Annotated in this window: 12 protein-coding genes; 11 read left to right on the plus strand and 1 reads right to left on the minus strand. The window is 62.1% G+C overall.

The window, feature by feature from the left end; all coding sequences use genetic code 11:
• Window positions 1–54: 54 nt before the first annotated feature.
• Window positions 55–753 carry a Bax inhibitor-1/YccA family protein gene (locus PIN31009_RS10895; RefSeq protein WP_058379258.1) on the minus strand — a complete coding sequence of 233 codons (699 nt, stop codon included), beginning with the start codon at window positions 751–753 and terminating at the stop codon, window positions 55–57.
• Between the two features lie 408 nt (window positions 754–1,161).
• Between PIN31009_RS10895 and ndk the strand changes: the two genes are divergently transcribed.
• The 11 genes from ndk to hflK all read left to right on the plus strand — a co-directional run bounded on the left by ndk (window position 1,162) and on the right by hflK (window position 13,393).
• Complete coding sequence (ndk, locus tag PIN31009_RS10900) at window positions 1,162–1,587, plus strand: nucleoside-diphosphate kinase (protein ID WP_058379257.1); 426 nt, start codon at window positions 1,162–1,164, stop codon at window positions 1,585–1,587.
• A 57-nt stretch (window positions 1,588–1,644) separates the two neighbouring features.
• A complete protein-coding gene (rlmN, locus tag PIN31009_RS10905; RefSeq protein WP_150790190.1) occupies window positions 1,645–2,766 on the plus strand; it encodes a dual-specificity RNA methyltransferase RlmN in 1,122 nt (373 codons plus the stop codon).
• A 261-nt stretch (window positions 2,767–3,027) separates the two neighbouring features.
• Complete coding sequence (locus tag PIN31009_RS10910; RefSeq protein ID WP_150790191.1) at window positions 3,028–4,107, plus strand: helix-turn-helix domain-containing protein; 1,080 nt, start codon at window positions 3,028–3,030, stop codon at window positions 4,105–4,107.
• Window positions 4,108–4,125: 18 nt separating this feature from the next.
• A complete protein-coding gene (gene ispG, locus PIN31009_RS10915) occupies window positions 4,126–5,406 on the plus strand; it encodes a flavodoxin-dependent (E)-4-hydroxy-3-methylbut-2-enyl-diphosphate synthase (protein ID WP_058379255.1) in 1,281 nt (426 codons plus the stop codon).
• A gap of 62 nt (window positions 5,407–5,468) precedes the next feature.
• Window positions 5,469–6,845: a histidine--tRNA ligase gene (hisS, locus tag PIN31009_RS10920; protein WP_150790192.1), complete on the plus strand. Its 1,377-nt coding sequence runs from the start codon at window positions 5,469–5,471 to the stop codon at window positions 6,843–6,845.
• Between the two features lie 32 nt (window positions 6,846–6,877).
• The gene (locus PIN31009_RS10925) at window positions 6,878–7,507 is read left to right on the plus strand and encodes a YfgM family protein (protein ID WP_150684157.1); all 630 of its coding nucleotides are present in this window, start codon (window positions 6,878–6,880) and stop codon (window positions 7,505–7,507) included.
• 85 nt (window positions 7,508–7,592) lie between these two features.
• Window positions 7,593–8,771 (plus strand): outer membrane protein assembly factor BamB, encoded by a 1,179-nt coding sequence (gene bamB, locus PIN31009_RS10930; protein ID WP_174996074.1) that lies wholly within the window; start codon window positions 7,593–7,595, stop codon window positions 8,769–8,771.
• Between the two features lie 78 nt (window positions 8,772–8,849).
• Window positions 8,850–10,187: a ribosome biogenesis GTPase Der gene (der, locus tag PIN31009_RS10935; RefSeq protein ID WP_058379252.1), complete on the plus strand. Its 1,338-nt coding sequence runs from the start codon at window positions 8,850–8,852 to the stop codon at window positions 10,185–10,187.
• A gap of 125 nt (window positions 10,188–10,312) precedes the next feature.
• The gene (gene hfq, locus PIN31009_RS10940; RefSeq protein WP_010807283.1) at window positions 10,313–10,549 is read left to right on the plus strand and encodes an RNA chaperone Hfq; all 237 of its coding nucleotides are present in this window, start codon (window positions 10,313–10,315) and stop codon (window positions 10,547–10,549) included.
• 102 nt (window positions 10,550–10,651) lie between these two features.
• Window positions 10,652–11,818, plus strand: coding sequence for a GTPase HflX (gene hflX / locus PIN31009_RS10945; RefSeq protein ID WP_058380360.1), 1,167 nt, complete (start codon window positions 10,652–10,654; stop codon window positions 11,816–11,818).
• 219 nt (window positions 11,819–12,037) lie between these two features.
• On the plus strand, window positions 12,038–13,393 hold the full coding sequence (gene hflK / locus PIN31009_RS10950; RefSeq protein WP_087688103.1) for an FtsH protease activity modulator HflK: 1,356 nt from the start codon (window positions 12,038–12,040) through the stop codon (window positions 13,391–13,393).
• Window positions 13,394–13,405: the final 12 nt, after the last annotated feature.

Here is a 13,405-nt window from a genome sequence, read left to right on the forward strand (position 1 = left end):
TTGTACCACTTTGCAGCTTAAGACTGGGGCGGGTGCAAAACCCGCCGGAGCCGGTCAGTTGCGGTTGCCGCCCAGCACGCCGAGGATGGCGAGCAGGTTGGTGAAGATGTTGTACAGGTCGAGGTAGATCGCGAGCGTGGCGGTCACATAGTTCGTTTCGCCGCCGTTCACCACGCGCTGCACGTCGAACAGGATGTAGGCCGAGAAGATCGCGATGGCGAGCACCGAGACCGTCAGCATCAGGGCCGGCAGTTGCAGCCAGATGTTGGCGATCGAGGCGACGATGATTACCAGCACGCCCATGAACAGCCATTTGCCCAGCCCGCTGAAGTCACGCTTGCTGACCGTGGCAACCGTCGCCATCACGCCGAAGATCACGGCCGTGCCGCCAAACGCCAGCATGATGAGCGATGCGCCGTTCGAGAAGCCCAGCACGAAGCTCAGCATGCGCGTGAGCATCAGGCCCATGAAGAACGTGAAGCCCAGCAGCAGGGCCACCCCCACGCCGCTGTCCTTATAGCGCTGGATGGCGAACATGAAGCCGAAAGCGATCGCGAGGAAGGCAATGACGCTGACCATCGGGCTGCCCGCGAAGAGCGCGAAGCCGTAGGTCACGCCCAGCCAGGCTCCCGCAATCGTCGGCAGCATCGACAGCGCGAGCAGCCAATACGTATTGCGCAGCACCTTGTTGCGCACCTGTACGGTCGTCGCGCCTTGCCCGCCGTAGCCGAAACGTTGGAAATCCTGGTTCATATATGGTGTTCTCCGTGGTCATTGTGCCCGCCAGCGGGGCCGGCAGGCGTCGTGTGACGCTTTTTACGATGACCGGCGTGCGCCGGTTTATCCCCCGCAGCCGTTGGTCTGGCTTGTCGTCGATGTCACAGGATATCGAAAGATGTCCCGGAATGCGCTCAGAAGATGCCGAGAATGTTTGGGCAAATGCCCGAAAATTCAAGCCGGCGGGATGCCGTCAACCTTTCCATGGCGGGAAGGTGAGGAATCCTACTGCTGCGCAAATCTCGCCAACAAGCCGGACAGTCCCGGCCGTCCTGCGTTTGAGCGGTGCGCGCACTGTAGGTTCCATCACCATAATAACAGCCTTCGTGCTACAATTACGGGTTCATGTTGGTTATATAACTGCTTAATTTTTTGGAGTTTTTCATGGCAGTCGAACGCACTCTTTCGATTATCAAGCCCGATGCCGTTGCCAAGAACGTGATCGGCCAGATTTACAGCCGTTTCGAAGGCGCGGGCCTGAAGATCGTTGCTGCCAAGCTCGTGCAACTGTCGCGCGCCGAAGCCGAACAGTTCTACGGTGTTCACAAGGAACGCCCGTTCTTCAAGGATCTGGTCGATTTCATGATCTCGGGTCCGGTCATGATCCAAGTGCTGGAAGGTGAAGGCGCTGTTCTGAAGAACCGCGACCTGATGGGCGCTACCGATCCGAAGAAGGCTGAGAAGGGCACGATCCGCGCCGATTTCGCCGACAGCATCGACGCGAACGCCGTGCACGGTTCGGACGCCGTTGAAACGGCTGCCGTCGAAGTGTCGTTCTTCTTCGCTGGCCTGAACGTCTACGCGCGCTAAGCGCGTTTAGCCGCTCAGTCGCAAGAAGTTACCGAAGGGATGTTGATGGACCAGGCCATGACCAACCTCACGAATCTGCTTGATTACGATCCGGACGGTCTGGCCGCCTATTGCGGCACGCTCGGTGAAAAACCGTTCCGTGCGCGCCAGCTCCAGCGTTGGATCCACCAGATGGGCGCCGCCGATTTCGGCTGCATGACCGATCTGGCCAAGTCGTTGCGCGAAAAATTGCAGACACGTGCAATGATCGCTGCGCCGGCGGCCATCACCGACCATGTGTCGACCGATGGCACGCGCAAATGGCTGCTGGATGTGGGCAACGGCAATGCCGTGGAAACCGTCTACATCCCTGAGGAGACGCGTGGCACGCTGTGCGTTTCATCGCAGGCGGGCTGCGCTGTCAACTGCCGGTTCTGTTCGACCGGCAAGCAGGGTTTCTCGCGCAATCTCTCGCTCGGCGAGATCATCGGCCAGTTGTGGATGGCCGAATTTGCGTTGCGCCGCGATCTCGGGCGCGAAGGCAAGAACGAGCGCGTCATCAGCAACGTGGTGATGATGGGCATGGGCGAGCCGCTGCTCAATTTCGAGAACGTCGTGGGCGCCATGCGCCTCATGCTCGACGACAACGCCTACGGGCTGTCGCGTCGTCGCGTGACGTTGTCGACGTCCGGCGTGGTGCCGATGATGGATCGCTTGGGCCAGGAGCTGCCCGTGGCGCTGGCCGTCTCGCTGCACGCACCGAACGATGCGCTGCGCGATGTGCTCGTGCCGCTCAACAAGAAATATCCGTTACGCGAACTGATGGGCGCGTGCGAGCGCTACCTCGAAGTGGCCCCGCGCGATTTCATCACGTTCGAGTACTGCATGCTCGACGGTGTGAATGACACCGAAGCGCATGCGCGCGAGCTTGTCGCACTTACCCGCGACGTGCCGTGCAAGTTCAATCTGATTCCGTTCAATCCGTTTCCCGAATCGGGCCTGCTGCGCTCGAAGGATCCGCAAATCAAGCGGTTTGCGCAGATTCTGCTCGATGCAGGCCTCGTCACGACCGTGCGCAAGACGCGCGGCGATGACATCGATGCGGCGTGTGGTCAGCTCGCCGGCGAAGTGCAGGATCGTACGCGGCTTGCACAGCGCGGCAAGTTCGGGAAAATCGCGGTCGAGGTGCGTACCGTATGAGGTTGCGCATGGGCGGGCGTGGACCGTGGCGAGGGCCGTCGGCCCGGCGCGTGCCATGCTGCCCGGCGGATCAGTCACGCACTACAGCATTCCTCGCGCGAGGCATCGTCGATGCTTCGCGCGATTTCGTCAGTTCCACACCGAATCGTCCGAAGCGTCGCGCAGATCTTCACGCCGCGCGCAAGGAGGGTGACGTGATGGCGCTGTCGCCAGCATATCCTCAGCCGCTGCGTGCGGCTGCTTACGAACGGGGGCGTATCGATGGATAACCAGAATCAGGCGGACGCAGGCGGGCAAACCGGCACTCAAGGCCAGGGGACACCGTCGGGATCGGCCGCCGGATTGGCTGAGCTGGGCGCGCAGGTGGGTGCGCAACTGGCCGCATTGCGCGAGAAGCGCGGCATGTCGATCGAAGATGTGTCGGCGCGTCTGAAAGTCTCGGTGCAGAAGCTGCAACGTCTGGAATCCGGCCAGTGGGATGCCTTGCCGGAAATGCCGTTTATTCAAGGGGTCGTGCGCAGCTACGCGCGCATGCTCGGGGGTGACCCGGAACCGATGATCGAGCCGCTGCGCCGTTTTGGCCGCACCGCACCGATCGATGTTCCGCAGGCACCGACGGGGCAGCCCAGTATTCCGAAGAGCCCCGTGCGCTTCCGTTCGCCGGTCGCCGCGTCGCAAGCCAAATGGCCGTGGGCGCTGGCTGCGCTCGTGGTGATTGCCGGTGCCGCGTGGTACTTCGGCAATGCCCATAAGCCGACCCGTGGGTCGACCGAACCCGCCGAGCTGGCGAGTGGCGCGTCGGCGCAAGGCGCGGAAGCTGCTGAGCCGGCCAGTCAGCCGGTCGTGGCCGACGCGAACGGCACGCCGCCGGGGGCTGACGGCACCAACAATGTGAACACCGCTGCCAACAACGGCAACACGGAAAGTACCGTCAACACGGCGACGGCGAGCTCGGCGACGGCCGGTGCCGGCCTGATCGCGGCGGTCGATCCGACGCACGTCGTGGCGGGCATCGCGAACGCCGCAGCTTCGGCTGCCAAGGCCGCCGTGCCGACGCCGGCGGTCACCGCCTCGGCAGCTGGTGCGCCGGTTGCCGCGGGTAATGGCAAGATTGCGTTGCATCTGAAAGCAGATAGCTGGGTCGAAGTGCGTGCGAAGGACGGCAAGGTGCTGTTCTCCCAGTTGATGCGTGCAGGTGCCGAACAAGAAATTACGGGCGAAGCGCCGCTCAAAGTCGTTGTAGGTAACGTCGCGGGCGTCGAGTCGCTGGAGTTCAACGGTCAACCGGTCGAGATCAAGTCCCGTAACGCGGGCAACGTGGCGCGTCTGACGCTCCAGTAAGACCGAAAGAGGGTAATCATGGCTTCTGTAGAATGCATGCCGATCATTGGCGGTCCGGCACCGCGCCGTCAGTCGCGTAAAGTCGCGATTCGTTGGGGCGGCCAGCTCGTGACGGTCGGCGGCGACTCGCCGATTCGCGTGCAATCGATGACCAACACCGACACCGCAGACGCGATCGGCACGGCCATTCAGGTGAAGGAACTGGCACAGGCCGGCTCCGAACTGGTGCGCATCACCGTCAACACGCCGGAAGCGGCGGCGGCAGTGCCGGCGATTCGCGATCAGCTCGATCGTATGGGTGTGATGGTGCCGCTGGTGGGCGACTTCCACTACAACGGCCACAAGCTGCTCAACGACTATCCGGCATGCGCCGAAGCGCTGTCGAAGTACCGTATCAACCCGGGTAACGTCGGTCAGGGCGCCAAACGCGACACGCAATTCGCGCAGATGATCGAAGCGGCTTGCAAGTACGACAAGCCGGTGCGTATTGGCGTGAACTGGGGCAGTCTCGACCAGTCGCTGCTGGCCCGCATCATGGACGAAAACGCTTCGCGCGCGACCCCGTGGGAAGCGCAGAGCGTGATGTACGAAGCGCTGATCACGTCGGCACTCGAGTCGGCTGAACTGGCGCAACGCGTTGGCCTGTCGGCCGACAAGATTCTGCTCTCGTGCAAGGTGAGCGCCGTGCAGGACCTGATCGCGGTGTACCGCGAACTGGCCAAGCGCTGCGACTACGCGTTGCATCTGGGGCTGACCGAAGCCGGCATGGGATCGAAGGGCATCGTGGCCTCGACGGCTGCGCTGGCGGTGTTGTTGCAGGAAGGCATTGGCGACACGATCCGTATTTCGTTGACGCCGGAACCGGGCGGTGCACGCACGGGCGAAGTGGTGGTGGCGCAGGAAATCCTGCAAACGATGGGCCTGCGCGCGTTTGCGCCGATGGTCATCGCTTGCCCGGGTTGCGGCCGCACGACGAGCACGGTGTTCCAGGAACTGGCCTCGAAGATCCAGTCGTACCTGCGTGAACAAATGCCGGTGTGGAAGGCGCAATATCCGGGCGTCGAAAACATGAACGTCGCGGTCATGGGCTGCATCGTGAATGGCCCGGGCGAATCGAAGCACGCGAACATCGGCATCAGCTTGCCGGGTTCGGGCGAATCGCCGGCAGCGCCGGTGTTCGTCGATGGTGAGAAAGTGCGTACCCTGCGCGGCGACCATATCGCGGAAGAGTTCCAGCAGATCGTCGACGACTATGTGAAGACCCGCTACGCGCAGACCGAAGGCGCCGTCGCCGCCTGAGTCGATGCAGATCGATTCAAGTTGGGACGGACGCGGGATCAAGCGGGCAGGACAAAGAGAATATGACTGAAGAAAAGAAGAAGCGCCCCGCCAAACTGGCTGGGGTCAAGGGCATGAACGACATTCTTCCGCAGGACGAAGCCCTGTGGGAGTTTTTTGAAGAATCGGTGCGCGCCATGTTGCGCGCGTACGGCTATCAGCAGATCCGTACGCCGATTCTCGAGCACACGCAGCTGTTCACGCGCGGCATCGGCGAAGTGACCGATATCGTCGAGAAAGAGATGTACAGCTTCACCGATTCGCTCAACGGCGAGCAGCTCACGATGCGTCCGGAAGGCACGGCCGCAGCAGTGCGCGCCACGCTTGAGCACAATCTGCTGTACAGCGGCCCGAAGCGCCTGTGGTACTTCGGCCCGATGTTCCGCCATGAAAAGCCGCAACGCGGCCGCTATCGTCAGTTCCATCAGGTCGGCGTGGAAGCGCTCGGTCTGGCGGGCCCCGATGCGGACGTCGAAATCATTCTGATGTGCCAGCGCCTGTGGGACGATCTCGGCCTGACCGGCATCCATCTGCAACTGAATTCGCTGGGGCAGGGCGAAGAGCGCGCACGTCACCGTGCCGATCTGATCGCCTACCTCGAGAAGCACGTCGACCTGCTCGATGAAGATGGCCAGCGCCGTCTTTACACCAATCCGCTGCGCGTGCTCGACACGAAGAACCCGGCGATGCAGGCGATGGTCGAAGCAGCACCGAAGTTGATCGACTACCTCGGCGAAGACTCGATCAAGCATTTCGAGGGCGTGCAGTCGCTGCTCAAGGCGAACAACATTCCCTTTACTATCAACCCCCGTCTGGTGCGTGGTCTCGACTACTACAATCTGACCGTGTTCGAGTGGGTGACCGACAAGCTCGGCGCGCAGGGTACGGTGGCGGGCGGCGGTCGTTACGATCCGCTGGTCGAGCAACTCGGTGGCGATGCCACGCCGGCGTGCGGCTGGGCGATGGGTGTCGAGCGCATTCTCGAACTGCTGCGCGAAGACGATCTCGTGCCGCAGGCGGAAGGGGCTGACGTGTATGTCGTGCATCAGGGCGAAGCCGCCGTGGCGCCGGCACTGATCGCCGCAGAACGCATGCGCGACGCGGGCCTGAATGTCGTGTTCCATTGCAGCCCGGACGGCAAGGGCAGCAGCTTCAAGTCGCAGATGAAGCGTGCGGACGCGAGCGGTGCAAGCTTCGCGATCATCGTCGGTGAGAACGAAGTGGCAGCAGGCACGGCAGTGGTCAAGCACCTGCGCGCCGCCGATCCGTCGAACAATCAGACGAGCGTGCCGTTCGAAGGTCTCGCCGAGCACCTGATCGATGCCATCGTCGCGAGTGCCGACGAAAGCGTGAATGAAAGCCTGTCCAGCAATGGCGCGGGCAACGAAACGATTCACTAATCCAAGACGCCAGACACGGAGAGCCCCGGCGAATGAGCAGCTATCACGAGGAACAGGAACAGATCGAGAACGTAAAGGCCTGGTGGCAGCAGTACGGCAATTACGTTATCTGGACGCTGGTCGTCATCATGCTGGCCTATGGCGGCTGGAATCTGTGGCGCTATTACGAGCGCAAGCAGACGGTCGAGGCCGGCGTGCTGTACGGCGAGCTGGCCACGGCCATCGACGCGAAAGACAAGGCGAGGGTGACCCGTATCGCGTCGGATATGGAAAGCAAGTTCAGTGGCACGCCGTACGCGCAGATGACCGCGCTGCTGGCGGCCAAGTCGCTCTCGGACGCGGGTGACGCGGCGGGCGCCAAGGCACAGTTGCAGTGGGCGGTGTCGAATGCCAAGGACGACGAGTACAAGCAACTGGCCAAGCTGCGTCTGGCCGGCGTGCTGCTCGACGAGAAGGCGTACGACGAAGCACTCAAGATGCTCGACAGTCCGCCGGCGCCTTATGAGGGGCTGTTTGCCGATCGTCGTGGCGACGTGCTCGTTGCGCAGAGCAAGGTGGCCGACGCACGCACCGCTTACAAGCTGGCACTCGACAAGCTCGACAAGCAGGATTCGGGCATGCGCCAGTTCGTGCAGTTCAAGCTCGACGCACTGGGCGCCTGAAGCGCGCCGGAATTTCATTGGCAGTATTACCCTCTCATAACGCATAACCGGGTACATGATGATCCTTAACGACTTCCGTCGATCGATGTCGAACACGCAGTCCGACGCGGGCTCGCGCCGTGGTTTTTCCCAGCGCGCAGGCAGCGCGGTACTGACGCTCGCGGTGCTCGGCACGCTGGGTGGTTGTGGCATCTTCAGCAGCAAGCCGCCGCATGAGCCGACGCCGCTGACGGAGATCAAGCAGGCGTTGACCGTCAAGCAGATCTGGACGGCGAGCGTGGGCAAGGCGGGTGACTACAGCTTTGCACCGGTGGCGGTCGGGAATGCCGTGTTTGCGGCAGGGGCCAATGGCAGCATCGTGCGTTTGGATGCCGATACCGGCGCCTCGAATTGGACGGCCAAGGCTGACAGCAGCATCACCGCCGGCCCGGGCAGCGACGGCGAGACGACGGTGGTCGCTACGCAAAAGGGCGACGTGATCGCGTTCGATCATGACGGCAAGCAGTCGTGGAAGGCCAATGCCGGCAGCGAAGTGCTGACGGCGCCGCTGGTGGGTCGTGGGCTGGTGGTCGTGCGAGCGATCAACAACCGTGTGACGGCATTCGATTCGGGCACGGGTTCGGTGCGTTGGTCGTACTCGCAGCCGTCGACGACGCTGACGCTGCGTACCGGCACGGGCATGACGTTCCTGGGTGACCGCGCGGTCGTGACCGGCTTCCCGGGCGGCAAGATGGTGGCGCTCGATGCGAACACCGGCAACCCGCTGTGGGTGACGCCGCTGTCGTATCCGAAGGGCGTGACCGAAGTCGAGCGTGTGAACGACGTGACCGGCTCGCCGGTCGTGTTCGGCCGTCAGGTGTGCGGTGCCACGTTCCAGGGCCGCGTCGGCTGTGCGGACGTGCAGACGGGTAACGGCCTGTGGGCACGTGACTTCTCGTCGCCAAACGGCGTGACGCAAGACGAACGTGTGGTGGCAGCGGTCAATACCGACGGTGCCGTCTACGCGTTCAACGCTGCCGATGGCAGTACACTGTGGCAGAACGACAAACTCAAGTACCGTGATCTGTCGGCACCGCTGGCCCTCGGCCGTGTGGTGGTGGTAGGCGACAAGCAGGGCTATCTGCATTTCCTGTCGCGTGACAACGGCGATATCCTCGCCCGCGTGAAGTTGAGCGGTGCGATCAGCGTACAGCCGATCATCGCTGGCCAGACGCTGGTTGTGCAAACGCGCGACGGCAACATCTACGGCTTCCGACCGGATTAACCGGTTATCGGCAGCACCCGGGCATTTTCCGGGAACGGCCGGCAGCGCGCCGGCCGTATTCGTTTTTAGGGCTTATTCATGAAACCCGTGATCGCGCTCGTAGGGCGCCCCAACGTCGGCAAATCGACGCTATTCAACCGTTTGACCCGCTCGCGCGACGCCCTCGTCGCCGATATGCCCGGGCTCACGCGCGACCGTCACTATGGCGAGGGGCGTGTTGGCGAGCATCCGTATCTGGTCATCGATACCGGCGGTTTCGAACCGGTCGCCAAAGACGGCATTTACCACGAGATGGCCAAGCAGACGCGCCAGGCCGTGGTCGAAGCCGACGTGGTGATCTACATCGTCGACGGCCGTCAGGGCCTCACGCCGCAAGACCAGATCATTGCCGAGTATCTGCGCAAGACCGGTCGCAAGATCATGCTCGTGGTCAACAAGGCCGAGGGCATGAAGTACACCACGGTCGCCAACGATTTCTATGAACTCGGTCTGGGCGATCCGCTGGCGATTTCGGCCGCCCACGGCGACGGCGTGCGCGAAGTCATCGACGAGGCACTGGCGCCGTTCTACGCCAATCAGGACGAGAACGAGACGGAAGAGAAGGGCGATGGCCGCGTACGCATCGCCATCGTCGGCCGTCCGAACGTCGGTAAGTCGACGCTCGTGAACACGCTGCTCGGCGAAGAGCGCGTGATCGCGTTCGACATGCCGGGGACAACGCGCGATTCGATTCACATCGAATTCGAGCGGCAGGGCAAGAATTACACGCTGATCGACACGGCCGGTTTGCGCCGCCGCGGCAAGGTGTTCGAGGCCGTCGAGAAGTTCTCGGTTGTGAAAACACTTCAATCGATTGCCGACGCCAACGTGGTGATCCTGATGCTGGATGCCCGTCAGGACATCTCCGATCAAGACGCCCACATCGCAGGCTTCATCGTCGAATCGGGCCGTGCACTGGTGGTGGGCGTGAACAAGTGGGACGGTCTGGACGAGTACACGCGTGACCAGACCAAGCAGGAATTGGAGCGCAAGCTCAAATTCCTGGGCTTCGCCAGCTTCCACTTCATTTCAGCGGTGCGCGCGACCGGCATCGGTGCGCTGATGCGCTCGGTGGACGAAGCGTACGCCGCGGCCATGAGCAAGCTGCCTACGCCGAAGCTCACGCGTGCCTTGGAAGAGGCCGTGGAGCACCAGCAACCGCGTCGCTCCGGCTTCTCGCGTCCCAAGCTGCGTTATGCGCACCAAGGGGGCTCGAATCCGCCGATCATCATCATCCACGGGAACAATCTCGATGGGGTGACCGACAGCTATCGCCGCTACTTAGAGAACCGTTTCCGCGAAACTTTTAAGTTGAAGGGGACTCCATTACGCATAGAGTTCCGGAACAGCGCGAACCCTTACGCCAAGGGCGAGTGAAAGCCCGTCCGGGGCGGGGTTTTGCTGGCGACGCTAGCAAAATCGGCTATAGTGTGGGAGTCAGGGTGGGAAGCGCGCACACGCCCTGGCTACGGTCATTTGCTAAAAATACAATGGAGTAACTTATGAGCAACAAAGGGCAACTTCTACAAGACCCGTTTCTGAACGCCTTGCGTAAGGAGCATGTTCCCGTCTCGATCTATCTGGTCAACGGTATCAAGCTGCAGGGAAACATTGAGTCGTTTGACCAGTATGTCGTCCTGCTGCGTAACACGGTCACCCAAATGGTTTACAAGCACGCCATTTCGACGGTCGTGCCTGCGCGTCCGGTGAATTTCCATCCGGAAGCCGAGCAGTCCTGATTCAGGCTCGCCCGACCGGGAGTCACTCCGGCCGGGCGAATTTCTCTTCCCGCCATCCCGCTCTTGTCCAACAGCCACGAAACCCATCCCCTGCGTAGTTTGATCACAAACGCCGCCCTCGTCGGCATCGATTTCGGCAAGCTCGATTTCGAAGCCAGTCTCCAGGAACTTGACCTTCTGACGAAATCCGCAGGCGCCAAGCCTGTCGTCAGCATTACCGGTCGTCGCCATAGCCCAGATGCCAAGCTGTTCATCGGTAGCGGTAAAGCCGAAGAACTGCGCGCTGCGATCGAAGAGCACGACGTCGATCTGGTCATTTTCAATCACGCCCTGACACCGGGTCAGCAGCGTAACCTCGAACACCTTCTGCAAACGCGCGTCGTCGACCGCACCAGCCTGATTCTCGATATCTTCGCCCAACGTGCGAAGAGTCACGAAGGCAAGTTGCAGGTCGAGCTCGCGCAGTTGCAGTACCTGTCCACGCGCCTCGTGCGCGCCTGGACTCACCTGGAACGTCAGAAGGGCGGTATCGGCCTGCGCGGCCCTGGCGAAACGCAGCTCGAGACCGACCGCCGTCTGCTCGGCGAGCGCGTGAAGTCGCTGGGTATCCGGCTGGACCGGCTCAAGCGTCAGCACGATACGCAACGCCGGGCGCGTCAGCGCAGCGGCACGATGTCGATTTCGCTCGTCGGCTATACGAACGCGGGCAAATCGACGCTGTTCAACGCGATGACCAAGGCCAATGCCTACGCGGCTGACCAGCTTTTCGCGACACTCGACACGACGTCGCGTCGCGTTTATCTGGGAGAAGTCGGGAACATCGTGCTATCGGATACTGTCGGATTCATCCGCGAGTTGCCTCACCAGTTGGTGGCGGCATTCCGGGCGACACTTGAGGAAACGGTACACGCCGACATGCTGCTGCATGTGGTGGATGCCTCGAGTCAGGTGCGCAAGGAGCAGATGGCCGAGGTCAACGCCGTGCTGGCGGAGATCGATGCTGCGAACATCCCGCAGATTCTCGTCTGGAACAAGATCGACGCGGTGCCGGAACTGGCCGCACAAGGGCCGAGAATCGAGCGGGACGAGAGCGGACGCATCACGCGCGTGTTTTTGAGCGCGCGTACCGGTCAGGGCCTCGACCTGCTGCGCGAGGCCATTACCGAGGCGGTTGTGGCCGGCACTGCTGGGTTACAATCGCAACACGAAGCGCCCGATGTCCGGCTCATCGACCGTTGGGACGATGTGCCGCGCGCAGAAGACAGATAACACGAGACGTCACACCGTGATGGTGCGGCTGCCGCGGGGAACACTGGCAGCACCGCCTGAAACGGGTGACGAACTGGCAAGAGACTAGACGGAGGCCGGGCAAGGCCGCCGATCGGCAAACCAGATTCGGGAACCACGCGCAACCGGCAACACGCGCGCTCCGAAACGCGGCGCGCCGGTCGCAACGCCAAGACCGCTTCAGTCACCACGCTTCTACCTATGCTTCCAAGAGCTTTGATGCGACGAGTTGGCTTGACTTTCTCCCTGAACGACCCGCGCTGGGGGCGGGACGGCGGCGGCGATACGCCGTCCGGCAATCAGGAGCCGAATCGGCCCGACCGTTCAAACACGCCGAATCCTCAAGATCAGAAAGAACCCCCGCGTGGACCGCAAGGCCCGCAGCAGGATGGTCCGCCTGATCTCGACGAACTTTGGCGCGACTTCAATCGCCGTCTGAACCGTATCTTCGGCCGCAAGGGCGGCGGAGGCGGTAATGGTGGCGGTTCCAACAACTACACGGGCGGCTCGCGCGGCTCGGGTATCGGTGTCGGCATCGTCGTCGCCATCGCTTTCCTGATCTGGCTCGCCACCGGCGTGTTCATCGTGCAGGAAGGGCAGGTTGGCGTCGTTACGCAATTCGGCAAGTACAAATACACGACGACCTCGGGTATTCAGTGGCGCCTGCCGTATCCGATCCAAGCGGTCGAGATCGTGAACATGTCGCAGATCCGATCGGTCGAAGTCGGCCGTTCGAGCACGGTTCGCGATACCGCGCTGAAGGACTCGTCGATGCTTACCGGCGATGAGAACATCATCGACGTGCGCTTCGCCGTGCAGTACCGGATCAAGGATGCGACCGAGTTCCTGTTCAATAACGTGGACGCCGAATCGTCGGTGAATCTTGCCGCACAAACCGCTGTGCGCGAAATCGTGGGCAAGAACAAGATGGACTTCGTGCTGTATTCCGGCCGCGAAGAAATTGCCAACGAACTGGTCACGTCGATTCAACGCATTCTCGACACGTACAAGACGGGCATTCTCGTCACGAGCGTGACGATGCAAAGCGTGCAGCCGCCGGAGCAGGTGCAAGCCGCGTTCGACGATGCGGTGAAGGCCGGTCAGGATCTGGAGCGCTCCAAGAACGAAGCACAGGCGTATGCCAACGACGTGATTCCGCGTGCCAAGGGTACGGCATCGCGTCTGACCGAAGAGGCGGCCGGTTACAAGGCGCGCGTCGTGTCGCAGGCGCAGGGTGATGCCGATCGCTTCAAGTCGGTGCAGGAAGCCTATGCCAAGGCACCTGGCGTGATTCGCGAGCGCATGTATCTCGATACGATGCAGCAGATCTACTCGCGCACCACGAAGATCATGGTGGACTCGAAGAACAACAGCCTGTTGTATTTGCCGTTGGACAAGATCATGGATCGCACACGCAGCGACGCGTCGACCCCGGCACCGGCCTCCGGTGCGGGCACGAACGCTGCGACGGGCTCGGCGGCTGCCGACGATGCCACGGATATCGACCATGATCGATCGCGCGCGGCACTGCGCAACCGCGACCGCGATTCACGCTAAGGGGATAAGCGC

Origin of the sequence: Pandoraea iniqua, assembly GCF_902459685.1 — a bacterium.
Lineage (GTDB): Bacteria > Pseudomonadota > Gammaproteobacteria > Burkholderiales > Burkholderiaceae > Pandoraea > Pandoraea iniqua.